The 23,273-nt window shown below is 66.9% G+C and carries 23 protein-coding genes; 21 read left to right on the forward strand and 2 right to left on the reverse strand.

The genetic code is table 11. The features are described 5' to 3' along the window. Positions 1–118 precede the first annotated feature (118 nt). From rpsA to cysM, 8 genes are all read left to right on the forward strand, one after another. Positions 119–1,831: a 30S ribosomal protein S1 gene (gene rpsA / locus ACEU5R_RS20190; protein ID WP_199771004.1), complete on the forward strand. Its 1,713-nt coding sequence runs from the start codon at positions 119–121 to the stop codon at positions 1,829–1,831. A gap of 3 nt (positions 1,832–1,834) precedes the next feature. Further along, positions 1,835–2,194 (forward strand): integration host factor subunit beta, encoded by a 360-nt coding sequence (locus ACEU5R_RS20195; RefSeq protein WP_392411390.1) that lies wholly within the window; start codon positions 1,835–1,837, stop codon positions 2,192–2,194. A 158-nt stretch (positions 2,195–2,352) separates the two neighbouring features. Continuing rightward, positions 2,353–2,667: a lipopolysaccharide assembly LapA domain-containing protein gene (locus tag ACEU5R_RS20200; RefSeq protein WP_103273351.1), complete on the forward strand. Its 315-nt coding sequence runs from the start codon at positions 2,353–2,355 to the stop codon at positions 2,665–2,667. Between the two features lie 87 nt (positions 2,668–2,754). Beyond that, positions 2,755–3,972, forward strand: a complete 1,218-nt coding sequence (gene lapB, locus ACEU5R_RS20205) for a lipopolysaccharide assembly protein LapB (RefSeq protein ID WP_103273352.1) — start codon at positions 2,755–2,757, stop codon at positions 3,970–3,972. Continuing rightward, on the forward strand, positions 3,969–4,910 hold the full coding sequence (rfaE1, locus tag ACEU5R_RS20210) for a D-glycero-beta-D-manno-heptose-7-phosphate kinase (protein WP_392411391.1): 942 nt from the start codon (positions 3,969–3,971) through the stop codon (positions 4,908–4,910). Before lapB ends, rfaE1 begins: the two co-directional genes overlap by 4 nt. Beyond that, positions 4,907–5,896, forward strand: a complete 990-nt coding sequence (rfaD, locus tag ACEU5R_RS20215) for an ADP-glyceromanno-heptose 6-epimerase (RefSeq protein ID WP_103273354.1) — start codon at positions 4,907–4,909, stop codon at positions 5,894–5,896. The genes rfaE1 and rfaD overlap by 4 nt, the downstream gene beginning before the upstream one ends. 453 nt (positions 5,897–6,349) lie before the next feature. Continuing rightward, positions 6,350–6,733 (forward strand): ComEA family DNA-binding protein, encoded by a 384-nt coding sequence (locus ACEU5R_RS20220; protein ID WP_392411392.1) that lies wholly within the window; start codon positions 6,350–6,352, stop codon positions 6,731–6,733. A gap of 107 nt (positions 6,734–6,840) precedes the next feature. Further along, positions 6,841–7,749, forward strand: coding sequence for a cysteine synthase CysM (gene cysM, locus ACEU5R_RS20225; RefSeq protein ID WP_103276370.1), 909 nt, complete (start codon positions 6,841–6,843; stop codon positions 7,747–7,749). A gap of 202 nt (positions 7,750–7,951) precedes the next feature. Here cysM and mltB read toward each other — a convergent pair whose 3' ends face one another. After that, on the reverse strand, positions 7,952–9,109 hold the full coding sequence (gene mltB, locus ACEU5R_RS20230) for a lytic murein transglycosylase B (protein ID WP_103273355.1): 1,158 nt from the start codon (positions 9,107–9,109) through the stop codon (positions 7,952–7,954). 10 nt (positions 9,110–9,119) lie between these two features. Here mltB and ACEU5R_RS20235 point away from each other — a divergent pair, with 10 nt between their 5' ends. The 13 genes from ACEU5R_RS20235 to ACEU5R_RS20295 all read left to right on the forward strand — a co-directional run bounded on the left by ACEU5R_RS20235 (position 9,120) and on the right by ACEU5R_RS20295 (position 22,160). Further along, entirely contained in the window at positions 9,120–10,043 is a 924-nt protein-coding gene (locus ACEU5R_RS20235; protein WP_392411406.1) for a histone deacetylase family protein, read from the forward strand. Positions 10,044–10,113: 70 nt separating this feature from the next. Then, on the forward strand, positions 10,114–10,863 hold the full coding sequence (locus ACEU5R_RS20240) for an electron transfer flavoprotein subunit beta/FixA family protein (RefSeq protein ID WP_103273356.1): 750 nt from the start codon (positions 10,114–10,116) through the stop codon (positions 10,861–10,863). 1 nt (position 10,864) lies between these two features. Further along, a complete protein-coding gene (locus ACEU5R_RS20245) occupies positions 10,865–11,794 on the forward strand; it encodes an electron transfer flavoprotein subunit alpha/FixB family protein (protein ID WP_392411393.1) in 930 nt (309 codons plus the stop codon). Between the two features lie 291 nt (positions 11,795–12,085). After that, complete coding sequence (locus ACEU5R_RS20250) at positions 12,086–12,727, forward strand: peroxiredoxin (protein WP_103276372.1); 642 nt, start codon at positions 12,086–12,088, stop codon at positions 12,725–12,727. Positions 12,728–13,030: 303 nt separating this feature from the next. Continuing rightward, entirely contained in the window at positions 13,031–14,059 is a 1,029-nt protein-coding gene (locus ACEU5R_RS20255) for a sulfate ABC transporter substrate-binding protein (RefSeq protein ID WP_103273358.1), read from the forward strand. 24 nt (positions 14,060–14,083) lie between these two features. Beyond that, a complete protein-coding gene (cysT, locus tag ACEU5R_RS20260) occupies positions 14,084–14,971 on the forward strand; it encodes a sulfate ABC transporter permease subunit CysT (protein ID WP_392411394.1) in 888 nt (295 codons plus the stop codon). Continuing rightward, on the forward strand, positions 14,971–15,870 hold the full coding sequence (cysW, locus tag ACEU5R_RS20265; RefSeq protein ID WP_103273360.1) for a sulfate ABC transporter permease subunit CysW: 900 nt from the start codon (positions 14,971–14,973) through the stop codon (positions 15,868–15,870). Before cysT ends, cysW begins: the two co-directional genes overlap by 1 nt. 23 nt (positions 15,871–15,893) lie before the next feature. Further along, positions 15,894–16,958 carry a sulfate/molybdate ABC transporter ATP-binding protein gene (locus ACEU5R_RS20270; protein ID WP_392411395.1) on the forward strand — a complete coding sequence of 355 codons (1,065 nt, stop codon included), beginning with the start codon at positions 15,894–15,896 and terminating at the stop codon, positions 16,956–16,958. Then, complete coding sequence (locus tag ACEU5R_RS20275) at positions 16,955–17,710, forward strand: phosphoadenylyl-sulfate reductase (protein WP_392411396.1); 756 nt, start codon at positions 16,955–16,957, stop codon at positions 17,708–17,710. The genes ACEU5R_RS20270 and ACEU5R_RS20275 overlap by 4 nt, the downstream gene beginning before the upstream one ends. A 32-nt stretch (positions 17,711–17,742) precedes the next feature. Continuing rightward, positions 17,743–18,651, forward strand: a complete 909-nt coding sequence (cysD, locus tag ACEU5R_RS20280; RefSeq protein ID WP_392411397.1) for a sulfate adenylyltransferase subunit CysD — start codon at positions 17,743–17,745, stop codon at positions 18,649–18,651. 75 nt (positions 18,652–18,726) lie between these two features. Then, positions 18,727–20,025, forward strand: coding sequence for a sulfate adenylyltransferase subunit 1 (locus ACEU5R_RS20285; RefSeq protein WP_392411398.1), 1,299 nt, complete (start codon positions 18,727–18,729; stop codon positions 20,023–20,025). 219 nt (positions 20,026–20,244) lie between these two features. Beyond that, the gene (locus tag ACEU5R_RS20290) at positions 20,245–21,678 is read left to right on the forward strand and encodes a PA0069 family radical SAM protein (RefSeq protein ID WP_392411399.1); all 1,434 of its coding nucleotides are present in this window, start codon (positions 20,245–20,247) and stop codon (positions 21,676–21,678) included. Positions 21,679–21,767: 89 nt separating this feature from the next. Continuing rightward, on the forward strand, positions 21,768–22,160 hold the full coding sequence (locus ACEU5R_RS20295; protein ID WP_392411400.1) for a hypothetical protein: 393 nt from the start codon (positions 21,768–21,770) through the stop codon (positions 22,158–22,160). Positions 22,161–22,289: 129 nt separating this feature from the next. Here the strand turns inward: ACEU5R_RS20295 and ACEU5R_RS20300 are convergent, their stop codons facing one another. Next, positions 22,290–23,162 (reverse strand): DMT family transporter, encoded by an 873-nt coding sequence (locus ACEU5R_RS20300; protein ID WP_103273367.1) that lies wholly within the window; start codon positions 23,160–23,162, stop codon positions 22,290–22,292. Positions 23,163–23,273 lie beyond the last annotated feature (111 nt).

Consider the following 23,273-nt stretch of genomic DNA (forward strand, 5'->3'; position numbering starts at 1 on the left):
CATCCCCTCAGGGAACCCGAAGACCAGGCAGGCAAGCAGGTACTTTGACTCCACTGCGGCGGGCAATCCGCTGTGGTGTGTTCTTAACGGCCATTTCGGCCTAATGGATTTCAACCCCATGTCTTCCGTTTCCACTACCGCCACCGGCGGCGAAAGCTTCGCCGACCTTTTCGCACAAAGCCTCAAGAGCCAGGACATGAAGTCCGGCGAGGTCATCAGCGCCGAAGTCGTGCGCGTCGACCACAACTTCGTCGTCGTCAACGCCGGCCTGAAGTCCGAAGCGCTGATCCCCCTGGAAGAGTTCCTGAACGACCAGGGCGAGCTCGAAGTGCAACCCGGCGATTTCGTCTCGGTGGCGATCGATTCGCTGGAAAACGGCTACGGCGACACGATCCTGTCGCGTGACCGCGCCAAGCGCCTGTCGGCCTGGCTGCAACTGGAAAAGGCGCTGGAAAACGGCGAGCTGGTCACTGGCACCATCACCGGCAAGGTGAAGGGCGGCCTGACCGTCATGACCAACGGCATCCGCGCGTTCCTGCCGGGTTCGCTGGTGGATCTGCGTCCCGTCAAGGACACCACCCCGTACGAAGGCAAGACCCTCGAATTCAAGGTCATCAAGCTCGACCGCAAGCGCAACAACGTCGTGCTGTCGCGTCGCCAGGTGCTGGAAGCCAGCATGGGCGAAGAGCGCCAGAAGCTGCTCGAAACCCTGCACGAAGGTGCTGTGGTCAAGGGCGTGGTCAAGAACATCACCGACTACGGCGCGTTCGTGGACCTGGGCGGCATCGACGGCCTGCTGCACATCACCGACATGGCCTGGCGCCGTGTCCGTCACCCGTCCGAAGTCCTGCAAGTGGGTCAGGAAGTCGAAGCCAAGGTCCTCAAGTTCGACCAGGAAAAGAGCCGCGTCTCGCTGGGCGTCAAGCAGCTGGGCGAAGACCCGTGGGTGGGCCTGGCTCGCCGCTACCCGCAAGGCACCCGCCTGTTCGGCAAGGTCACCAACCTGACCGACTACGGCGCGTTCGTTGAAGTCGAAGCCGGCATCGAAGGCCTGGTGCACGTCTCCGAAATGGACTGGACCAACAAGAACGTCGATCCGCGCAAGGTCGTGACCCTGGGCGAAGAAGTCGAAGTCATGGTCCTGGAGATCGACGAAGACCGTCGCCGCATCTCGCTGGGCATGAAGCAGTGCCGCCAGAACCCGTGGGAAGAGTTCGCCACCAACTTCAAGCGTGGTGACAAGGTCCGCGGCGCCATCAAGTCGATCACCGACTTCGGCGTGTTCGTCGGCCTGCCCGGCGGCATCGACGGTCTGGTTCACCTGTCCGACCTGTCGTGGACGGAAACCGGCGAAGAAGCCGTGCGCAACTTCAAGAAGGGCGACGAGATCGAAGCCGTGGTTCTGGGCATCGATACCGACAAGGAACGCATCTCGCTGGGCATCAAGCAGCTGGAAGGCGACCCCTTCAACAACTTCGTCGCCACCTACGACAAGGGCGCCGTGGTTCCGGGCACCATCAAGTCGGTCGAAGCCAAGGGCGCCGTGATCACGCTGTCCGTGGACGTCGAAGGCTACCTGCGCGCTTCCGAGATCTCCTCGGGCCGCGTCGAAGATGCCACCACCGTCCTGAAGGCCGGCGAGAACATCGAAGCCATGATCGTCAACATCGACCGCAAGACGCGTTCGATCCAGCTGTCGATCAAGGCCCGTGACAACGCCGAGACCGCCGAAACGATCCAGCGCATGTCGGAAGCCAGCGCCTCGTCGGGCACCACCAACCTCGGCGCGCTGCTCAAGGCCAAGCTGGACCAACAGCGCAACGACGGTTAATACGTGACCAAGTCGGAGCTGATCGCCGCCCTGGCGGCCCGCTATCCTCAGCTGGCCGCCCGGGACACCGACTACGCGGTCAAGACCGTGCTCGATGCGATGACCCAGGCCCTGGCCTCGGGCCAGCGCATCGAGATCCGCGGTTTTGGCAGCTTCTCGTTGTCCCAGCGGTCTCCCCGCATCGGGCGCAACCCGAAGTCCGGCGAACAGGTGCTGGTGCCTGGCAAGCAGGTGCCGCATTTCAAGGTGGGCAAGGAATTGCGCGAGCGGGTGGACCTGGTCGGCGGCAACGAAGAGGACGCTCAATCTTCCGGATCGAGCGAACCGATGCCGTCTCTGGCGGGTCTGCACGCCATGCACTGATGGCCGGCAGGACCAGGCTGCCTTCGTGGCGGATCTGACCCCGAGCAAAGCCCCTTGAGCGATCAAGGGGCTTTGTTTTTTTGGGCGTCGCATCAAGTCCGCGGCAAGGCGCGCTTGTCGCTTACAATTGACGCCTCGATTTTTCTGGAGCATGCGCCATGCGCTACCTTGTCTGGGCCCTGCGATTGCTCGTGTTCGTCGCGGTTTTGATGTTCGCGCTGAAGAACACCAATCCCGTGGAAGTCCGGTTCTATGCCGATTACGTGGTTCAGGACGTGCCGCTGATCGTCGTCATGCTGGTGGTGTTCGTGCTGGGCGCGCTGTTCGGCCTGCTGCTGACGGTGCCGGCCGCCATGCGCCGCCGCCGCGAGGCCATGCGCCTGCGCCGCGAACTCGACCGCGTGCAGGCCGCCGTGAACGGCACAACGCCGTCCGTGCCGCCGGAAGCCGTGGCGCCCATGTCGCCGCTGTAGCGGAGCAGGCTCGCCCGCGAAGCGTTGCACGTGATGGGTGGACGGATGGCGTCCACGGATAACTGAATTTCTTCAAGAGCCCGTATAGTGGATTTTGAACCTTGGTGGTTGATTTTCGTGCCGGTGCTGTTCGCGCTCGGCTGGCTGGCCGCGCGTTTCGACATCCGGCAAATGCTGCGTGAAACCCGCAGCCTGCCGGATTCCTATTTTCGCGGGCTGAATTTCCTGCTCAATGAACAGCCGGACCGCGCCATCGACGCCTTCGTCGAGGTCGCCAAGCTCGATCCCGAGACGACCGAATTGCACTTCGCGCTGGGCAGCCTGTTCCGGCGCCGCGGCGAGATGGAGCGCGCCATCCGTGTGCACCAGAGCCTCCTGAACCGATCCGATCTGCCGTCCGCCGAGCGCGAGCACGCGCAGCACGAACTGGCCCAGGACTTCCTGAAGGCCGGCATGCTCGATCGCGCCGAGAGCGGTTTCGAGCAGCTCAAGGACACCCGCTACGCCTTGCCGGCGCTGCGCTCGCTGATCCGCATCTACGAGTCGGAGCACGATTGGCCGCGCGCCATCGAGGCCGTCAAGACCCTGCACGGGCTGGTGGACGAGCCCGTGCCGCAGATCGTCCATTACTACTGCGAACAGGCGCAGACCGCGCTGCAGGCCAAGCCGGCCGACCTGGACGCGGCCCATGTCGCGCTCGAGGCCGCCGACCATGCGTTGACGATCGGCGACACGGCCGTCACGAGCAAAGGCACGAAGGTGCGCACGGCCATGCTGCACGCGCGCGTGGCCTTGCTGGAACAGGATCCCAAGCGCGAGCGTCTGTACCTCGAATCGGTGATGACCGACGCGCCCGAGTATGCCGGGCTGGTGGCCGAGCAGGTGCTGGCCAACTACCGCGCGGCCGGCCAGGAAGCGGCGGGGCTGGACCTGCTGCAGCGCCAGTACGCGCGGCACGCCTCGCTGGATCTGTTCAATGTGATCTTCCGTGAATTGCGGGTGCAGCAGGGCGCCTCGCCCGCCTGGGCGTTCGCCCGTGGCGCGTTGCGCCATCATCCGTCGCTGCTGGGCCTGGACCGCCTGCTGGAGGCCGAGCTGGCCAACAGCGATGGCGCGGCAGAAGACGGCCCCGTGCAGGGCGCGGACCTGACTCTGTTGCGCAGCCTGATCCACAAGCATACCCAGCGGCTGGACCGCTATGCCTGCCGCAGCTGCGGCTTCCAGGCGCGTCGTTTCTATTGGCAATGTCCTGGCTGCAACGCGTGGGAAACCTACGCGCCGCGCCGTCTCGAGGAACTTGAATGAGCTCATTTCCCGCCGAAACCATCGCGCGCAGCCGTGTGCTCGTGGTTGGCGATGTGATGCTGGACCGCTACTGGTTCGGCGAAGTGGAACGCATCTCGCCTGAGGCGCCGGTGCCTGTGGTGCGCGTGGCGCGCCGTGAAGACCGCCTCGGCGGCGCGGCCAACGTTGCCCGCAACGTCGCGGCCCTGGGCGGGCATGTCACCCTGATCGGCGTGCTGGGCGAGGACGAGGCCGGCGCCAGCGTGCGCAAGCTGGCGCGAGAGGCCGGCATCGAAGGCGAACTGATCGTCGATCCCACGCTGCACACCACGTTGAAGATGCGCGTGCTCGGCCGCCAGCAGCAGTTGCTCCGCGTCGATTTCGAGCAGCATCCGGAAACGGCCGCGCTTGACAGCATCGATGCCGCTTTTGCCCGCCATCTGCCCAACCACGACGTGGTGGTGCTTTCCGACTATGCCAAGGGCGTGCTGACGCGTGTCGAGCCGCTGCTGGCCCAGGCGCGCGCGGCGGGCATCCCCGTGCTGGTGGACCCCAAGGGCGATGATTATTCGCGTTACCGCGGCGCCACGCTGGTGACGCCGAACCGCTCGGAAATGCAGCAGGCCGTGGGCCGCTGGAGTTCCGAATCCGAACTGACCGGCCGGGCGCAGCAACTGCGCGCCGAGCTGGACCTGGAAGCCTTGCTCGTGACCCGTTCGGAGCAGGGCATGACTTTGTTCACCGACGCCGGCCGCGACCATATCGACGCCCAGGCGCATGAGGTGTTCGACGTATCCGGCGCGGGCGACACCGTGCTGGCGACGCTGGCCGTCACGCGCGCCGTCGGCTTGCCCTGGGCCGAGGCCATGGCCTGGGCCAACAAGGCTGGCGGCATCGCCGTGGGCAAGCTCGGCACCTCCGTCGTCACGGCCGCTGAATTGGCAGGAGAAACAACATGATCATTGTTACCGGAGCCGCCGGCTTCATCGGCAGCAACCTGGTGCGCGGCCTGAACCGTCGCGGCATCACCGATATCCTGGCGGTCGATGACCTGACCGAAGGCGACAAGTTCGTCAACCTGGTGGACTGCAAGATCGCGGACTACATGGACAAGGACGACTTCCGCCGCCGCGTGCTGGACGGCAGCCTGTCGCACGTCCGCGCGGTGCTGCACCAGGGCGCCTGCTCGGACACCACCGAGCGCAACGGTCGCTACATGCTCGACAACAACTACCGCGTCACGCTGGAGCTGCTCGAGTTCTGCCAGGCGCGCGCGATCCCGTTCATCTACGCGTCCTCGGCGGCGGTGTACGGCGGTTCGTCGGTGTATGTCGAAGATCCCGCCAACGAAGGTCCGCTGAACGTCTACGGCTATTCCAAGCTGCTGTTCGACCAGGTGCTGCGCACCCGCATGGACACGCTCAAGTCCCAGGTCGTGGGCTTGCGCTACTTCAATGTCTACGGTCCGCATGAACAGCACAAGGGGCGCATGGCCTCGGTCGCCTTCCACAACATGAACCAGTTCCTGGAACATGGCCATGTGCGGCTGTTCGCGGGCTGGGACGGCTATGTGGACGGCGGCCAGAGCCGCGACTTCATTTCGGTGGAGGACGTGGTGGCCGTGAACCTGCACTTCCTGGACAACCCGGGCACGTCGGGCATCTTCAACTGCGGCACGGGCCGCGCACAGCCGTTCAACGACGTGGCCGCCGCGGTGGTCAACACGCTGCGCGCCGAGCGCGGCGAGGCCGAGCTGTCGCTGGCGCAGCTGGTGGAACTGGACCTGATCCGCTATATCCCGTTCCCGGACGACCTCAAGGGACGCTACCAGAGCTATACCCAGGCAGATGTGTCGCGCCTGCGTGCCGCCGGTTTCACCGCGCCCATGCGCGACGTGCAGACGGGCGTGGCCGAGTACGTGCGCTACTGGCGCGCCCGCAAGTAAGCCGTTGCCGGATGCCGGCCTTGCCGGGCCGGAACAAGCCGCCGCCATGCCTGGTCATGTCGGCGGTTTTTTTCGTGGGAAGCCGTCGCATTCCCGGCACGCGTATTTGCCGACGTGGATGTTTCCGTTCACCGCCGCGCCGCCAGCTGCCGGCGATCGCCATGATTTGCGGGTGGCGCGACAACCGTCGCGTCCGCTTCCTTTCAGGAGATCCGCATGCGTGCATACGCTGTTCTATCCGCCGTCTCGTCCCGGCTGGCCGCCATTTCCTCCATCCTGAGGCAGGCGTCCGGCCGCCGTCCGGCGCCGCGCTCGCCGTCCGGGCATCAGGCCGACGCCGCCCCGCATCCGCCTGATGCCCGACTGGCCAAGGCGCCGCGCCCGGGTGCAATGTCCCTGCCGGGTTGGCCTTGGCGCACGCCATGGCGCCGTCCCCGCGGGCTGAACCGAGTCATGGGAGGATCCATCTGGCGTCTGCTGGCGGCCGCGAGCATGGCGCTGGCGGCGACCGCCGCCTCGGCCGTCGATGTCAACAGCGCCACCGTGCAGCAGCTGGAGTCGGTCAGCGGGATCGGCCCGAGCACCGCGCGGACCATCGTGCAGGAGCGCGAACGCGCCGGCGCCTTCGAATCGCTGGACGATCTGGCCGAGCGCGTGCGCGGCATCGGCCCGAAGAAGGCCAAGGCGTTGCAGGCCGCCGGGCTGACGGTGGGCGGCGCCGACGGCGCCGCGCAGAATGCCGCGCAAGGCGCCGCCACGCCGGCGGGCAAGGGCGGCGCGCCGGCTGGCGCGGCCCAGTCCGCCAAGGGTGGGGCCGCCGCGAAGGCCAGGCAGTAAGCCATGCCGTCCTTCACGTTCCCGGGCGTGAAGGGCGGCGGGCGTGCCCCTGGCGCCGGCGCGGCTTTTGCGGCCGACGCGCGCGCGCCGGGGTTATGATCGTTTCCATGACTACGAACTACCCCACCATCGAGCAGACCGTCGGCAATACGCCGCTCGTGCGTCTGCAGCGTATTCCCGGAGCTGCGGGCGCGGCGCGCGGCAATGTCATCCTGGCCAAGCTTGAGGGCAATAACCCCGCCGGGTCGGTCAAGGACCGGCCGGCGCTGTCCATGATCGCCCATGCCGAGGCGCGCGGCGACATCAAGCCCGGCGATACCCTGATCGAGGCCACCAGCGGCAATACCGGCATCGCCCTGGCGATGGCCGCCGCCATGCGCGGCTACCGCATGATCCTGATCATGCCCGACAACCTGTCCGTCGAGCGCCGCGCGGCCATGGCCGCTTATGGCGCCGAGCTGATCCTCACGCCGGCCGACAAGGGCGGCATGGAGTACGCCCGGGATCTGGCCACCGAGATGCAGGCCGATGGCCGCGGCGTGGTGCTGGACCAGTTCGCCAATCCCGACAATCCGCGCGCGCACATCGAAAGCACCGGCCCGGAAATCTGGAACCAGACCGAAGGTCGTGTCACGCACTTCGTCAGCGCGATGGGCACCACCGGCACCATCATGGGGGTTTCCACCTATCTGAAGTCGCGCAATGCCGCGATCCAGGTGGTGGGCGCGCAGCCGGCCGAAGGCTCGCAGATCCCCGGCATCCGCAAATGGCCCGAAGCCTACCTGCCCAAGATCTTCGACCGCAGCCGCGTGGACGCCTACGAATCCATCGTGCAGGCCGATGCCGAGACGATGGCGCGCCGGCTGGCGGCGGAAGAAGGCATCTTCGCCGGGATCTCCTCGGCCGGCGCCCTGGTCGCCGCGCTGCGCGTGGCCGAAAGGGTGAACGATGCGACCATCGTCTTCATCGTCTGCGACCGGGGCGACCGCTACCTGTCCACGGGTGTGTTCAATTAGTTCACCCCCGAAGCGCTGCGAGCTTCCCCCTCAAGGGGGCGCCGCTACGGACCGGAGAGTGAGGCCCGCCCCTGAAGCGCTGTGCGCTTCTCCCCTCAAGGGGCGCCGCGACGGACCGGCAAAGCCGGCTCCGTGCGGCCTGGATTGAAACAGCCTTCGACTGGGGCAGGCTCTTCTGGTTGAGGCGGTTTGCCGGCCGCGTTCAGCGGCCGACGCGGGCTTCGATTTCGGCGGCCAGGTCGGCCACGGCGGTGGCGTAGAAGTAGCTGCGGTTGTAGTGCGTCAGCGCGAAGAAGTTGGGCGTACCGACGCGGTATTGGGCCGTGCCGCGCGCTTCTTCGACCAGATCGACGATGCCCAGGGGATGGGCGCTCCAGCCAACGGCGGAGGCGCCGGGCTGCAGGCGGCCGCCGGCGGCGCTGATCGTGTTCCAGCTTTGCTTGGGCACCAGGCCGCCGTCGACCAGGGCGGACGGGTCCGCCGGCAGGGTCACCGGCGCGAACACGGGCACGCCGCGCTGCCAGCCGTGCTGGGCCAGGAAGCTGCCCACCGACAGGATGGCGTCCTTGGTGCTGTTGGTCAGGTCGATATGGCCGCTGTCGTCGCCGTCGACGGCATAGCGCATGATGCTGCCCGGCATGAACTGCGGCATGCCGATGGCGCCGGCGTAGGAGCCGCGCGTTTCCAGGTCGAGCTTGCCCTGCATCACCAGCGTCAGGAAATCCCCGAGCTGGCCTCGGAACATGGCGGCGCGTTCGGGTTTGTCCGGGTCGGGATAGTCGAAGGCCAGCGTGGTCAGCGCGTCCAGTACGCGGAAATTGCCCATATTGCGTCCATACAGCGTTTCGACGCCGATGATGGAGGCGATGATGGGGGCCGGCACGCCGAAGCGCTGCGCGGCCTGGTTCAGCAGGTCGCGGTTCTCGTTGTAGAACTCCACGCCCCAGCCAATGCGCTTGGGCTCGACGAAGCGCGCGCGGTAGGTCAGCCAGCTGCGCCAGATCTTCTTTCCGGGCGGCGCCGGCGCGATCAGGCGGGCCACGGTGGCGTTGTAGCGCGCGCCTTCCAGGGCGGCGACCATGGGCGCCAACGGCAGCTTGCGCTCGGCCGACAGGCCTTCCAGGAACTGGCGGACTTCAGGCTTCAGGCCGCCGCTGGGCGTGAGCGCAGCGGGTCCTTCGTCGGCTGTCTCCGGGCCAGGGGCGGTCGGGCCGATGCGGATGGGGGCGGCAGGTGCCTCGCTGGCGGCGGACACGCCCGGCGCGGAGGACGAGCGGGGGGCGGAGGGAGCGGTGGTGGAACACCCCGCGAGCAGGGCCGACATGACCCCGAGTTGCAGTAATCGCCGACAGATGAACATAATCTTCCTTATGGAGACCATGTATCTTACCCACCCGGCATGCCGCTTGCATGAAATGGGCAGTTGGCATCCGGAAAGCCCGCAGAGGCTGGACGCCATCTCGGACCAGTTGTTGGCCAGCGGCCTGATGCCCTATCTAGACGATCGCCAGGCGCCGCAAGCCTCGCGCCACGACATTCTGCGGGTCCATACCGTTCAGTACCTGGACAGTCTGCGCCAGCACGTGCCCGAGCACGGCTACTACCCGATCGATCCCGATACCCTGATGAACCCGCACACCTACGAGGCCGCGCTGTACGCGGCCGGCGCGGGCGTGGCCGCGGTCGACGCGGTCATGGGTGGCGAGGCGCGCACCGCTTTTTGTGCGGTGCGTCCGCCCGGGCACCATGCCTGCCGCTCCCAGGCCATGGGCTTTTGCTTCCTGAACAACGTGGCCATCGCGGCCCGCCACGCGCTGGACTTCCACGGCCTGTCGCGGGTGGCCATCGTGGATTTCGACGTGCACCACGGCAATGGCACCGAAGACGTCTTCGCCGGCGACGAGCGGGTGCTGATGTGCAGCTTCTTCCAGCACCCGTTCTTTCCCAACAGCGGCGCGGACCATCCGGCCGCCAACATGCTCAACGTGCCGGTGCCGGCCTATACCGCGGGCGCGGCGGTGCGGTCCATCGTCACGGACACCTGGCTGCCGCGGCTGGAGGCGCATCGGCCGGAGCTGATCCTGGTGTCGGCGGGATTCGACGCCCACCGGGAGGACGACATGGGTCAGATGGGGCTGGTCGAGGCCGATTACGCCTGGATCACCGAACAGCTCGTCGGGGTGGCCGACCGCCATGCCCAGGGCCGGATCGTCAGTACGCTGGAGGGCGGTTACAACCCGTCCGCCCTCGGTCGCAGCGTGGTGGCGCATATACGGGCGCTGGCGAAGCTGTAGAATCAGGAAAAAATTGTGCAATGCGATCCCGGCGCATGCCGGGTAATTATTTCCATTTGGAGGCAGCGGGATGAAGGTTTTGGTACCTGTCAAGCGCGTCGTTGACTACAACGTCAAGGTGCGCGTCAAGTCGGATCAGACTGGCGTCGATATCGCCAATGTGAAGATGTCCATGAACCCCTTCGACGAAATCGCCGTCGAGGAAGCGACCCGCCTGAAGGAGAAGGGTTCGGTGGCCGAGGTCGTCGCCGTGTCTTGCGGCGTGGCCCAATGCCAGGAAACCCTGCGCACGGCGATGGCCATTGGCGCCGATCGCGGCGTGCTGGTGCAGACCGATGTCGAACTGCAGCCGCTGGCCGTGGCCAAGCTGCTCAAGGCGCTGGTCGACAAGGAACAGCCGCAGCTGGTGATCCTGGGCAAGCAGGCGATCGACGACGACGCCAACCAGACCGGCCAGATGCTGGCCGCGCTGCTGGACTGGCCGCAAGCCACGTTCGCCAGCAAGGTCGAGCTGGGCGACGGCAAGGTCAACGTCACGCGCGAAGTCGACGGCGGCCTGGAGACCGTGTCGCTGAAGCTGCCGGCCATCATCACCACCGACCTGCGCCTGAACGAGCCGCGCTACGTGACGCTGCCGAACATCATGAAGGCCAAGAAGAAGCAGCTGGACACCGTGACGCCGCAGGACCTGGGCGTGGACCCGGCGCCGCGCCTGAAGACGCTGAAGGTCAGCGAGCCGCCGGCGCGCAAGGCCGGCATCAAGGTGCCCGATGTGGCGGCGCTGGTGGACAAACTCAAGAACGAAGCGAAGGTGGTCTGAGATGACGACGCTGGTTATTGCTGAACACGACAACGCCCAGCTCAAGGGCGCGACCCTGAACACCATCGCCGCCGCCGCCAAGATCGGCGGCGACGTGCACGTGCTGGTCGCCGGCGCCAATGCCCGCGCCGTGGCCGAGCAGGCCGCGCAGGCCGCCAGCGTGTCCAAGGTGCTGCTGGCCGACGCGCCGCAGCTGGCCGAAGGCCTGGCCGAGAACCTGGCCGCCCAGGTGCTGGCCGTGGCGTCGGGCTACAGCCACATCCTGTTCCCCGCCACCGCCTCGGGCAAGAACGTGGCCCCGCGCGTGGCCGCCAAGCTGGATGTGGCGCAGGTCTCGGACATCATCGGCGTGGAATCCGCCGACACCTTCCAGCGCCCGATCTACGCCGGCAACGCCATCGCCACGGTGCAGTCGGCCGACGCGGTCAAGGTCATCACCGTGCGCACCACCGGCTTTGACGCGGTGGCCGCCACCGGCGGCTCGGCCGCGATCGAGGACGCCACTGCCGTGGCCGACTCGGGCCTGTCCAGCTTCGTGGGTCGCGAAGTCGCCAAGAGCGACCGCCCCGAACTGGCCGGCGCGCGCGTGGTCGTCTCCGGCGGCCGTGGCCTGGGCAGCGCCGAGAACTTCAAGATCCTGGACCCGCTGGCCGACAAGCTGGGCGCGGCGCTGGGCGCTTCGCGCGCGGCGGTCGACGCCGGCTACGCGCCGAACGACTGGCAGGTCGGCCAGACCGGCAAGATCGTGGCCCCGCAGCTGTACGTGGCCGTCGGCATCTCCGGCGCCATCCAGCACCTGGCCGGCATGAAGGACTCCAAGGTCATCGTGGCCATCAACAAGGATCCGGAAGCCCCGATCTTCGGCGTGGCCGACTACGGCCTGGTCGGCGATCTGTTCCAGGTCGTGCCGGAACTGACCGGCGCGCTATAGAGCCAGGCGCAAGGCCGCTACGGAAAAGCCCGCGAACGCAGGTTCGCGGGCTTTTCTTTTGCGCGTGACATCGGATTGCGGGCGCTCAATTCGGGTCATGAATATTGCATAAGGTTATATGTCTTGCGTATTTCCCCCGTACCGAGTTTGATGGAAGAATCGTCGCATGGCTGCCGCCGCGGGATGCAAGCCCGGGCGTCGCAGGCCGCCGACGAGCCGTTGCCGGCCGTGTCCGCCGCGCTCGCGGGCGGGCCGCCCTCGATCAACCTTCATCCGCATGCAGGAGACACCATGAGTCATCTACGCCTGGGCGACATCGCCCCCGATTTCGAACAGGAATCTTCGGTTGGCCCGATCCGTTTTCATGAATTCCTGGGCAACAGCTGGGGCGTGCTGTTCTCGCATCCCGCCGATTTCACTCCCGTCTGCACCACCGAGCTGGGCTACACCGCCAAGCTGGCCGACGAGTTCGCCAAGCGCAACGTGAAGGTGCTGGCGCTGTCCGTCGACGGCAAGGAATCGCACAACAAGTGGATCGAGGACATCAACGACACCCAGTCCACCACGGTCAATTTCCCGATCCTGGCCGACAAGGACCGCAAGGTTTCCGAGCTGTACGACATGATCCACCCGAACGCCAACGCCACGCTGACGGTGCGCTCGGTGTTCATCATCGATCCGAACAAGAAGGTGCGCCTGACCATCACCTATCCGGCCAGCACCGGACGCAACTTCAACGAGATCCTGCGCGTCATCGACTCGCTGCAGCTGACCGACAGCCACAGCGTGGCCACGCCGGTGAACTGGCAGGACGGCGACGACGTGATCATCGTGCCCTCGTTGCAGGACGAGGCCGTGATCAAGCAGAAATTCCCCAAGGGCTACAAGGCCGTGCGTCCTTACCTGCGCATCACGCCCCAGCCGAATAAGTAAATAGCCGGGATGCATGAAGGGCCGCGCGCCCTGAACGCATCCCGCAGGCTTTGCCGCCAGTACGCCGCGATTCCCCGCTGGGAACGCGGCGTTTTTTTATGGGTCTCCACGGCTGGCGCGACGGGCATTCCGCAAGGGGCGCGCGCTGCGCCTGGCCCCAAGCAGGCGAGGCGGCGTGGTTTCGCCATGCCCCGCGTCTATATGCTTGGCGGCGATTAACAATCAAAAAATGATTCGTTCCGTTCAGATCGACTCGCCTGCAAACTTGCTTCCACATTGTCAAACTGACGCAGGGAGCAAGGGATGTCTTTCAGGAAAGCGGGTTGGCTGGCCGCCTTGGCTGCAGTGACGGTTTCGCTCGCGGCGATCGCGCCGGCCCAGGCGCAGCAGAAGCAGACGCTGCTCAACGTCTCCTATGATCCGACGCGCGAGCTGTACCGCGCGATCGACGACGCCTTCGCCAAGCAATACAAGGACAAGGCCGGCGTCGAGCTGACCATCCGCCAATCGCACGGCGGCTCGGGCCGCCAGGCGCGTTCGGTCATCGACGGACTGGAAGCCGACGTGGTGACGCTGGCCCTGGCCTACGACATCGACGCCATCGCCGATCGCGGCCTGCTCCCGGAAAACTGGCAGGCCCGCCTGCCGCAGAACAGCTCGCCCTACACCTCCACCATCGTGTTCCTGGTGCGCAAGGGCAATCCCAAGCAGATCAAGGACTGGGACGACCTGGTCAAGGACGGCGTGCAGGTCATCACCCCCAACCCCAAGACTTCCGGCGGCGCGCGCTGGAATTACCTGGCGGCCTGGGCCTACGCGCTCGAGAAGAACGGCGGCAGCGAGGACAAGGCCAAGGCCTATGTCGGCGAGCTGCTCAAGCACGTGCCGGTGCTGGATACCGGCGCGCGCGGCGCCACCACCACCTTCGTCGAGCGCGGCGTGGGCGACGTGCTGCTGGCCTGGGAGAACGAGGCTTTCCTGGCGCTCGAGGAGCTGGGTCCGGACAAGTTCGACATCGTGGTGCCCTCGCTGTCCATCCTCGCCGAGCCGCCGGTGGCCGTGGTCGACAAGATCGTCGACAAGAAGGGCACCCGCGCCGCGGCCCAGGCCTACCTGGAATTCCTGTACACGCCGGCGGCGCAGGAAATCATCGCCAAGAACTACTACCGCCCCATCGACAAGGACGTGGCGGCCAAGTACGAAAGCAAGTTCCCCAAGGTCAAGCTCGTCAAGATCGACGACAAGATCTTCGGCGGCTGGCGCAAGGCGCAGAAGGATCACTTCAGCGATGGCGGCACCTTCGACCAGATCTACCAGCCTCAGAAGAAATGATCTCCTGACCATCGGACGACGGCCATGACCTCAGCCTCGACACCGGCGGCAACGGGCGCGCAAGCGCCTTTTGCCGTTCGCCGCAGCAGCCCGGGCGTATTGCCCGGCTTCGGCATTTCCATGGGCTATGCGGTGCTCTACCTGAGCCTGCTGGTGCTCATTCCACTGGCCGCGCTGCCCATCAAGAGCGCCTCGCTCGGCTGGCAGGGCTTCTGGGACGCCGTCGCTTCGCCGCGCGTGGTGGCGTCCTACAAGCTCACCTTCGGCGCGTCCCTGATCGCCGCGCTGGTGAACCTGGTGTTCGGCACCATCGTGGCCTGGGTGCTGGTGCGTTATCGCTTCCCGGGCAAGAAGATCCTGGATGCGCTGGTGGACCTGCCTTTCGCGCTGCCCACCGCCGTCGCCGGCATCGCGCTGACCGCGCTGTATTCGGAAAAAGGCTGGCTGGGCGCGCCGCTGGCCGAGTGGTTCGGCTGGAAGGTCGCGTTCACGCCGTTGGGCATCGTGATCGCGCTGATCTTCATCGGCGTGCCCTTCGTGGTGCGCACGGTGCAGCCTGTGCTCGAGGACGTCGAGCGCGAGATCGAGGAAGCCGCCGCCAGCCTGGGCGCCAATCGCTGGCAGACCATACGCCGTGTGCTGCTGCCCGCGCTGCTGCCGGCGCTGATGACCGGCTTCGCGCTGGCCTTCGCGCGCGCGGTGGGCGAGTACGGCTCGGTGGTGTTCATCGCCGGCAACATGCCCATGGTGTCCGAGATCACGCCGTTGTTGATCATCGCCAAGCTCGAACAGTTCGACTATGCCGGCGCGGCCGCCATCGCCACGGTGATGCTGGTGCTGTCCTTCGCGCTGCTGTTCGTCATCAATCTGCTGCAGGGCTGGCAGGCCCGCCGCGGCCTCGGGAGAGCCTGATGAGCGTCGACCATCGTCCCGCCCACCTGACCGAGCCGCGCTGGGTGCGCGGCATCCTGTTGGGCATCGCGCTGCTGTTCCTGACGCTGTTCCTGCTGGTGCCGCTGGCCGCGGTATTCGCCGAGGCCTTCCGCAAGGGTTGGGCCTTGTACCTGGAGGCCATCGTCGAGCCGGACGCCTGGGCGGCGATCCGTCTGACCTTGCTGGTCGCGGCCATCGCGCTGCCTGTGAACCTGGTGTTCGGCGTGGCCGCCGCCTGGGCCATCACCAAGTTCCAGTTTCGCGGCAAGCAGTTCCTGATCACGCTGATCGACCTGCCGTTCTCGGTGTCGCCGGTGGTGGCGGGGCTGGTCTTCGTGCTGCTGTTCGGCACGCAGGGCTGGTTCGGCGGCTGGTTGCAGGCGCACGACATCAAGATCGTGTACGCGGTGCCGGGCATCATCCTGGCCAGCCTGTTCGTGACCTTTCCGTTCGTCGCGCGCGAGCTGATTCCGCTGATGCAGGCGCAGGGCAGCGAGGAAGAGCAGGCCGCGCTGACGCTGGGCGCCAATGGCTGGCAGATCTTCTGGCGCGTCACGCTGCCGAACATCAAGTGGGGCCTGCTGTACGGCGCCATCCTGTGCAACGCGCGCGCCATGGGCGAGTTCGGCGCCGTGTCGGTGGTGTCCGGCCAGGTGCGTGGCCTGACCAACACCATGACCCTGCACGTCGAGATTCTCTACAACGAATATCAGTATTCGGCGGCCTTCGCCGTCGCCTCTTTGCTGGCCCTGCTGGCGCTGGTGACGCTGGTGGCCAAGAACCTTGTCGAGTGGCGCAACGCGAAGCAGTTGCAGGCCGCCAGCCAGCCCGCCGAGTATCCCGGCCCCGCCGTGGCCATCACCCAGGCCGCCGCCTGACACGGCGCCCGACGGAGACAAACATGAGCATAGAAGTCCGCAATCTGTCCAAGCGCTTCGGCCAGTTCCGCGCGCTCAACGACGTATCGCTGCATATCGAGACCGGCGAGCTGGTCGCGCTGCTGGGACCGTCCGGCTGCGGCAAGACCACGCTGCTGCGCATCATCGCGGGCCTGGAATCGGCTGACTCGGGCAGCGTGCTGTTCGCCGGCGAGGACGCCACCGCCGTGGACGTGCGCCAGCGCCAGGTCGGGTTCGTGTTCCAGCACTACGCGCTGTTCAAGCACATGACCGTGTTCGAGAACGTGGCCTTCGGCCTGCGCGTCAAGCATCGTTCGCAGCGTCCTTCCGAGGACCAGATCCAGCGCAAGGTGCACAACCTGCTGGGGCTGGTGCAACTGGACTGGCTGGCCGATCGCTATCCGGCCCAGCTGTCGGGCGGCCAGCGCCAGCGCATCGCCCTGGCGCGCGCGCTGGCGGTGGAGCCGCGCGTGCTGCTGCTGGACGAACCCTTTGGCGCGCTGGACGCCAAGGTGCGCAAGGAACTGCGCCGCTGGCTGCGCCGGCTGCACGACGAGCTGCACGTGGCCAGCGTGTTCGTGACGCACGACCAGGAAGAGGCGCTGGAAGTGGCCGACCGGGTGGTGCTGATGAACTCGGGCCGCATCGAGCAGGTGGGCACGCCTCGCGAAGTCTGGGAGTCGCCCGCCACGCCCTTCGTCTACGGCTTCCTGGGCGACGTCAACTCGCTGGCCGGCGTGGCCACGCGCGGCGTCTGGCAGGGCGCCGGGCTGTCGCTGCCGGCGCCGGAGCTGGCGCAGGCCGACGGCGAGCGCGCCACCGCCTATGTGCGGCCGCACGAATTCGACATCGAGCGCTACCGGCCGGAAGGCGAGGGCATCGCGGTGCGGCTGTCGCACGCCTACCTGGCGGGCCCCAGCGCCTATCTGGAACTGGCGCGCCAGGACTCGGACGCCATCATCGAGGCCGAAGTGCCGGAACAGCTGTACCGGGAGCTGAACCTGCGCGACGGCGAAACCCTGCTGGCGCGTCCGCGCCGGGCCCGGATCTTCGCGGTGCAAGCATGACGACGATCGAACTGCCTCCCGAACTGGAAGCCGGCGCGGCGGCGCGCTGGCGCGAGTTGATCGAGACGCTGGCCGACGCGCGGCGTCGCTATCCCGACGCCGCGCTGGCCTCGTCGCTGGCGGCCGAGGACATGGTGCTGACGCACGCCATTTTCGACGCCGGGCTGGACCTGGAGGTGTTCACGCTGGACACCGGCAGGCTGCACGCCGAAACGCTGGGCGTGCTGGACGCGATCCGCCAGCGCTATGGCCGCGAGGTCACGATCTACCGGCCAGACGCGGCTGCCGTCGACGCGCACGTGGCCGCGCATGGCGCCTATGCCTTCTACGAAAGCGTCGAGCTGCGCAAGGCTTGCTGCCAGATCCGCAAGGTCGAGCCGCTCAAGCGCGCTCTGGCCGGACGCGGCGCCTGGATCACCGGGCAGCGGCGCGCCCAGTCCGCCACGCGCGGAGAGCTGGCGCGCGAAGAACAGGACGCCACGTTCGGCCTGTACAAGTTCAACCCGCTGGCGGACTGGAGCGAGGCCGAGGTCTGGACCGTGATCCGCGCGCAGGGCATTCCGTACAACCCGCTGCACGACCAGGGCTATCCGTCCATCGGCTGCGAACCCTGTACGCGCGCCTTGCGGCCGGGCGAAGACCTGCGGGCAGGGCGCTGGTGGTGGGAGTCCTCGGACTCCAAGGAATGCGGCCTGCATGCGGGCAACCGGGTCATCGCCATCGCGCCCGTCGGCGACGCTGGCCGGCCATGAATTCGAAAACCATGATTCAAGGGGAACACCCAATGTCTGCCGTGATTCAACGCAGCCACCTGGACTGGCTGGAATCGGAAGCCATCTTCATCCTGCGCGAGGTCGCCGCCGAGTGCGAACGGCCGGTGCTGCTGTTCTCGGGCGGCAAGGATTCGGTCGTGCTGCTGCGCCTGGCCGAAAAGGCCTTTCGCCCGGGCGGTTTTCCGTTTCCGCTGATGCATATCGACACCGGCCACAATTTCGCCGAGGTGATCGATTTCCGCGACGCGCGCGCCGCCGAGCTGGGCGAGACCCTGATCGTGCGCAGCGTCGAGGATTCGATCAAGCGCGGCAGCGTGGTGCTGCGGCGCGAGACCGATTCGCGCAATGCCGCGCAGGCGGTGACGCTGCTGGAAGCGATCGAGGAATTCGGCTTCGACGCCTGCATCGGCGGCGCCCGGCGCGACGAGGAAAAGGCGCGCGCCAAGGAACGCATCTTCTCGTTCCGCGACGAGTTCGGCCAATGGGATCCGAAGGCCCAGCGGCCGGAAGTCTGGAACCTGTTCAACACCCGCGTGCATCGCGGCGAGAACATGCGCGTGTTCCCGATCTCGAACTGGACCGAGCTGGACGTGTGGCAATACATCCAGCGCGAGCGCCTGGCGCTGCCGTCGATCTACTACGCGCACGAGCGCGAGGTGGTGCGGCGCAAGGGGCTGCTGGTGCCGGTGACGCGGCTGACGCCGCCGCAGGAAGGCGAACGGGTCGAGCGGCTGCAGGTGCGCTTTCGCACCGTGGGCGACATCTCCTGCACCTGCCCGGTGGCGTCCGACGCCGCCGACACGGCCGCCATCATCGCCGAGACCGCGGTGACCGACATCACTGAGCGCGGCGCCACCCGCATGGACGACCAGACTTCCGAGGCCTCGATGGAGCGCCGCAAGAAGGAAGGCTACTTCTGATCCCGCGCAAGCACCCGACCGCTCCGGCCGTGCGCCGGGGTTTGCCGGCTTGAAGGCCGGCCGCAAGGAACGCACATGAACGCCATCAACGATTCTTTTCTTTCCAGCGCCGACCGCGGCGTGCTGCGCCTGATCACCGCCGGTTCGGTGGATGACGGCAAGTCCACGCTGATCGGACGCCTGCTGTACGACAGCAAGGGCGTGTTCGCCGACCAGCTCGACGCCATCGCGCGCGCCAAGTACAAGCGCGTGGCCGGCGACGGCATCGACTTCTCGCTGCTGACGGACGGCCTGGAGGCCGAGCGCGAGCAGGGCATCACCATCGACGTGGCCTACCGATACTTCTCGACCCCGGTGCGCAAGTTCATCATCGCCGACGCGCCGGGGCATGAGCAGTACACGCGCAACATGGTGACGGGCGCGTCCACCGCCGACGTGGCCGTCATCCTGATCGACGCCACCCGCGCCGCCGATGGCAAGCTGCTGCCGCAGACCAAGCGCCACAGCACCATCGCCAGGCTGCTGGGCATCCGCCACATCGTGGTGGCGGTGAACAAGATGGATCTGGTGGATTGGGACCCGGCCGTGTTCGAACGTATCCGCGCCGCCTACGCCGAGCTGGCGGCCAAGCTGGGTATCGCGCATTTCGACGCGCTGCCGCTGTCGGCGCTGAACGGCGACAACGTGGTCACGTCGTCGCCGAAGACGCCCTGGTACCAGGGCCAACCGCTGCTGGCGCTGTTGGAGGCGCTGGATGTGCAGATCGACGGCGGCGCCTTGCCGCTGCGTTTCCCGGTGCAGCGCGTGGCGCGTCATGACGGTGACCGCAAGGACGACTTCCGTGGCTATGCTGGCCGCGTCGCCAGCGGCGTGCTGCGGCCCGGCGATGCCGTCACGGTGCAGCCGTCCGGCGTGGACGCCGTGGTGAGCCGCGTGCTGGCATTCGACCGTGAACTGGACGTAGCGGTGGCTGGCGATTCCGTCACTGTGGTGCTGGACCGCGACGTGGATGTCTCGCGTGGCGACGTGATCGCGCACTCGGCCGCGCCCGCGCAGGTGTCGCGCGAGTTCGAGGCCGAATTGTGCTGGCTCGATTCGCAGCCGCTCAATCCGGCGCGCAAGTATCTGCTCAAGTCTGGCACGCGGCTGACCTCGGCGAAGGTGCGCGCCGTGCTGTCGCATCGTGATATCCATGAGCTGCAGGAAGTCGAGAACACGGAAGGCGTGCTGCGCATGAACGACATCGGCCGGGTGTCGTTCACGACGCGCGATGCGCTCGCCGTCGATCGCTACGCGGACGTGCCGGCGACCGGCGCGTTCATCCTGATCGACGAGGCGACGCATCAGACGGCGGCTGCCGGCATGCTGCGCTGACGGGCCTGCGGATTTTCGGGGGCGCGGAGCGCTTTTTCGTTCCCCCGGATTGCTGTTGTTTTTCTTCCAAAACCAATGCTGGCGCGGGTTTCCGGCCCATCTCGCAAGATGAAATCGAATTGTCGCAACGGAGCCGGCGTCTTGCGGTAAAGTGGGGCTGTCTTAAGAAAAGTCTTTCGGGGCTTGCTAAAACTACTGTGTTTTTGTACAGTGGTTCCTATGGCAAGCATCGATCATTCTTTTCCCGCCGGTTCTGGGTCCCCGGCTGCCGCCCCCGCCGCCTTGCGCGGTCGGGGTGCGGTTACTAATGTTCGACATCGCTTCCAATCCGACGAACGCGTGCAGGTCGACGACGGCTGGTCCGCCTCCGGACTGCCGGCCGATTTCGTAGATCCCGTCCCCGATTTTTCTTCAGATGCTTCGTCGAGCCTGACCGAGCGCGCCGCCGGCTTTCCCGGCAAGGACGACGCCGCTACGCCGGCCGCTTCCGGCCGGTCCTCCCGAATCGCTCCCATCATCCCCATCGTGCCCGACCAGCGCCGCGAACCCGCCGCGCCCAAGACCCAGGTCACGGCCGAGGCCGCGCGCAAGATGCTGTCGCGCAATGATTCGCCCGACATTCCCTTCGACGTGGCGGTCAATCCCTACCGTGGCTGCGAGCACGGCTGTGTTTACTGCTACGCCCGTCCCACCCATGCCTACCTGGGCTATTCGCCCGGCCTGGATTTCGAAACCCGGCTGGTGGCCAAGGCCAACGCCGTCGAGGCCCTGCGCGCGGAACTGAGCCGGCCGGGCTACAAGCCGTCGCCCATCAATATCGGCTCGGCCACCGACGCCTACCAGCCCATCGAGCGCGAATGGCGCCTGACGCGCGGCCTGCTGGAACTGATGCTGGAAACCCGGCATCCGCTCACCATCGTCACGAAGAACGCCCTGGTCGCGCGCGACCTGGACCTGCTGGCCGAACTGGCCCGCCGCAACCTGGTTGTCGTCTACATGAGCGTCACCACGCTGGACGCGGCCATGGCCCGCAGCCTGGAGCCGCGCGCCGCCGCGCCCTGGCGCCGGCTGGAGGCGGTGCGCAGCCTTACCGACGCCGGCGTGCCGGTGGGCGTGCTGGTGGCGCCCATCATTCCGTTCATCAACGACGAGTCCATGGAGCACATCCTGGAGGCCGCCAAGGCGGCTGGCGCGCATTACGCCAGCTACACGGTCCTGCGCCTGCCCTGGGAGGTCAAGACCTTGTTCGAGGACTGGCTGCACGCCCATTTCCCGGATCGCGCCCAGCGCGTCCTGCATCGCATCGAAGACCTGCGCAGCGGTCGCCGCAACGATCCCAACTTTGGTTCGCGCATGCGTGGCACCGGCATCTGGGCCGACTTGCTGCGCCAGCGTTTTTCCATGGCCGCGCGCAAGCTGGGCCTGAACCGCAGCCGCCTGCAGCTCAGCTGCGACCAATTCATGCCGCCCGCCGTGGCCGGCCTGGACGGCGCGCACGATGCCTCATCCCCCGTTTTCCCATCCCCGGCTGGCGCGAAAGCGTCTTTAGGGGTCCCCCATGCCTCGACCGCTGGCGTCGCCAGCGGCTATGTCCGTGGCCGCAGTCCGCTGCGCGCCGCGGCCGCCGGGCAGTTGTCGCTGTTCGAATCGTAGTCCGATCGCGCCGGGCCTGTCGGGCCGGAGCCTGTGTCGTCTAGCCGATGGGCCAAGCGCATGCGCGGCCATGAATACAAGGAGTTCCCATGAACACCGGAAACCTCTCCGCCATGCCCGATGCGCTGGCCCTGGATCTGAATCCCGCCCGTGGACCGCTGGCGCGTCTGCGCGCGCTGGGCGGCCGCCTGGCGGTGTCCATGCCAGGCAAGACGCAGCCGGCCCGCGCGAGCAGCCGGCTGGCGTCGCTGCCGGCCAAGTGGCCGTTTCCCGCGCCCGCCCAGGACGACGCGGCGAGCAAGGGCAAGGTCGGAGAAAGCGCCGCGCGCCTGCCGCGCGAGCGCACGCTGGGCAATGCCACCGTCGAGCCGGTGGCGGATCAGCTCAGCATGAAGAGCAAGGTGGCGGATGTGCTGCTGGTGCTGGCCTGGGGCGCCATGATTCCTGCGTTGATGTGGCTGGGCGCTGCCGGCGGATTCTGACCTCGGCGCGATGCCGGGCGGGTCCGGCGCGCAGGGGCAGGGGAGCGGCGCTTGCCACCCGGGCTTCTTCAGTTGGACCGGACCCGACAGCGGATGCCGGTCAGGCGGAACCGCGCTGAACGGCGCCCGTCAGGCTGAACCCAGCAGGACAACGCCCGCCAGAATGGAGAAGCAGCCCAGCAGCCGGCCGATGCCGACCTTCTCGCGCAGCAGGAACATGCCGGCCAGGGTGCCCAGCATCATCGACATTTCCCGGGCCGGCGCCACCAGGCTCAGCGGCGCGCCGTCCTGCAGCGCGAACAGCACCAGGATGTAGCCCAGCGGCGACAGGAAGCCCACGGCCAGCGCCAGGTGCCAATAGCCGCGCATCGATTCCCAGTTCTGGGCCCGGCGACGCAGCATGTGTGGCGTCATCATGGTGGTGCGCGTGACACAGGTGAACCAGTCGAACAGCACCGGGCTGATCAGCAGCACTTTCACGCCGTAGGCGTCGACCACGGTATAGGCGGCGATGAACAGGCCGATCACCACGCCCCAGCGCACGCCAACCCAGGCCTGGGCCTGGCGGAAGATGGCCAGCCGGCCTTGCGTGGCGATGAGCAACACGCCGATCACCACGCACAGCATGCCGGCGATGCCGCTGGCCTTGGCGGGTTCATTCAACAGGATGAACGCGCCGGTGGTCGAGAGCAGCGGGCCGGTGCCCCGGGCAATCGGATAGACCACGGACAGGTCGGCCACCTGATAGCCGCGTTGCAGGCACAAGCTGTAGCCCAGGTGCAACAGGCTGGACATCAGGATCGCGCCGACCACCATCCAGGACCATTGCATGCCGTCGTGCAACAGCACCCAGACCACCCAGGGTGCGTAGAGCACCGAGGCGCACAGGCCGTAGGCGAAGACGAAGGGCGCGCCCACCATGGCGGCTCGCTTGGCCAGAAGGTTCCACGTTGCGTGGGCCATCGCGGCCAGGACGACCAGTACCAGGGACGAATACGACATGTGAGGGAGCTGCTTGGTGACGTGTTTGTTACAAGACCGCAAGGGTACCGCAAATGGGCTGGCAAGGACGCCGTGAGCTTCTGATCGGCGGTCTTGTCGTCACTTCCGACG

Origin of the sequence: Achromobacter sp. 413638, from assembly GCF_043119405.1 — a bacterium.
Lineage (GTDB): Bacteria > Pseudomonadota > Gammaproteobacteria > Burkholderiales > Burkholderiaceae_B > Achromobacter.

What these genes read in the sequence shown, in the direction of transcription:
- ACEU5R_RS20270 (WP_392411395.1), top strand. Translation starts at nt 15,894, where the DNA reads ATGAGCATAGAAGTCCGCAATCTGTCCAAGCGCTTCGGCCAGTTCCGC.
- rfaE1 (WP_392411391.1), top strand. Translation starts at nt 3,969, where the DNA reads ATGAGCTCATTTCCCGCCGAAACCATCGCGCGCAGCCGTGTGCTCGTG.
- mltB (WP_103273355.1), bottom strand. Translation starts at nt 9,109, where the DNA reads ATGTTCATCTGTCGGCGATTACTGCAACTCGGGGTCATGTCGGCCCTG.
- rpsA (WP_199771004.1), top strand. Translation starts at nt 119, where the DNA reads ATGTCTTCCGTTTCCACTACCGCCACCGGCGGCGAAAGCTTCGCCGAC.
- ACEU5R_RS20290 (WP_392411399.1), top strand. Translation starts at nt 20,245, where the DNA reads ATGGCAAGCATCGATCATTCTTTTCCCGCCGGTTCTGGGTCCCCGGCT.
- ACEU5R_RS20200 (WP_103273351.1), top strand. Translation starts at nt 2,353, where the DNA reads ATGCGCTACCTTGTCTGGGCCCTGCGATTGCTCGTGTTCGTCGCGGTT.
- ACEU5R_RS20240 (WP_103273356.1), top strand. Translation starts at nt 10,114, where the DNA reads ATGAAGGTTTTGGTACCTGTCAAGCGCGTCGTTGACTACAACGTCAAG.
- cysW (WP_103273360.1), top strand. Translation starts at nt 14,971, where the DNA reads ATGAGCGTCGACCATCGTCCCGCCCACCTGACCGAGCCGCGCTGGGTG.
- ACEU5R_RS20250 (WP_103276372.1), top strand. Translation starts at nt 12,086, where the DNA reads ATGAGTCATCTACGCCTGGGCGACATCGCCCCCGATTTCGAACAGGAA.
- cysD (WP_392411397.1), top strand. Translation starts at nt 17,743, where the DNA reads ATGTCTGCCGTGATTCAACGCAGCCACCTGGACTGGCTGGAATCGGAA.
- ACEU5R_RS20295 (WP_392411400.1), top strand. Translation starts at nt 21,768, where the DNA reads ATGAACACCGGAAACCTCTCCGCCATGCCCGATGCGCTGGCCCTGGAT.
- ACEU5R_RS20220 (WP_392411392.1), top strand. Translation starts at nt 6,350, where the DNA reads ATGGGAGGATCCATCTGGCGTCTGCTGGCGGCCGCGAGCATGGCGCTG.
- ACEU5R_RS20285 (WP_392411398.1), top strand. Translation starts at nt 18,727, where the DNA reads ATGAACGCCATCAACGATTCTTTTCTTTCCAGCGCCGACCGCGGCGTG.
- cysT (WP_392411394.1), top strand. Translation starts at nt 14,084, where the DNA reads ATGACCTCAGCCTCGACACCGGCGGCAACGGGCGCGCAAGCGCCTTTT.
- ACEU5R_RS20300 (WP_103273367.1), bottom strand. Translation starts at nt 23,162, where the DNA reads ATGTCGTATTCGTCCCTGGTACTGGTCGTCCTGGCCGCGATGGCCCAC.
- cysM (WP_103276370.1), top strand. Translation starts at nt 6,841, where the DNA reads ATGACTACGAACTACCCCACCATCGAGCAGACCGTCGGCAATACGCCG.
- ACEU5R_RS20255 (WP_103273358.1), top strand. Translation starts at nt 13,031, where the DNA reads ATGTCTTTCAGGAAAGCGGGTTGGCTGGCCGCCTTGGCTGCAGTGACG.
- rfaD (WP_103273354.1), top strand. Translation starts at nt 4,907, where the DNA reads ATGATCATTGTTACCGGAGCCGCCGGCTTCATCGGCAGCAACCTGGTG.
- ACEU5R_RS20275 (WP_392411396.1), top strand. Translation starts at nt 16,955, where the DNA reads ATGACGACGATCGAACTGCCTCCCGAACTGGAAGCCGGCGCGGCGGCG.
- ACEU5R_RS20245 (WP_392411393.1), top strand. Translation starts at nt 10,865, where the DNA reads ATGACGACGCTGGTTATTGCTGAACACGACAACGCCCAGCTCAAGGGC.
- ACEU5R_RS20235 (WP_392411406.1), top strand. Translation starts at nt 9,120, where the DNA reads ATGGAGACCATGTATCTTACCCACCCGGCATGCCGCTTGCATGAAATG.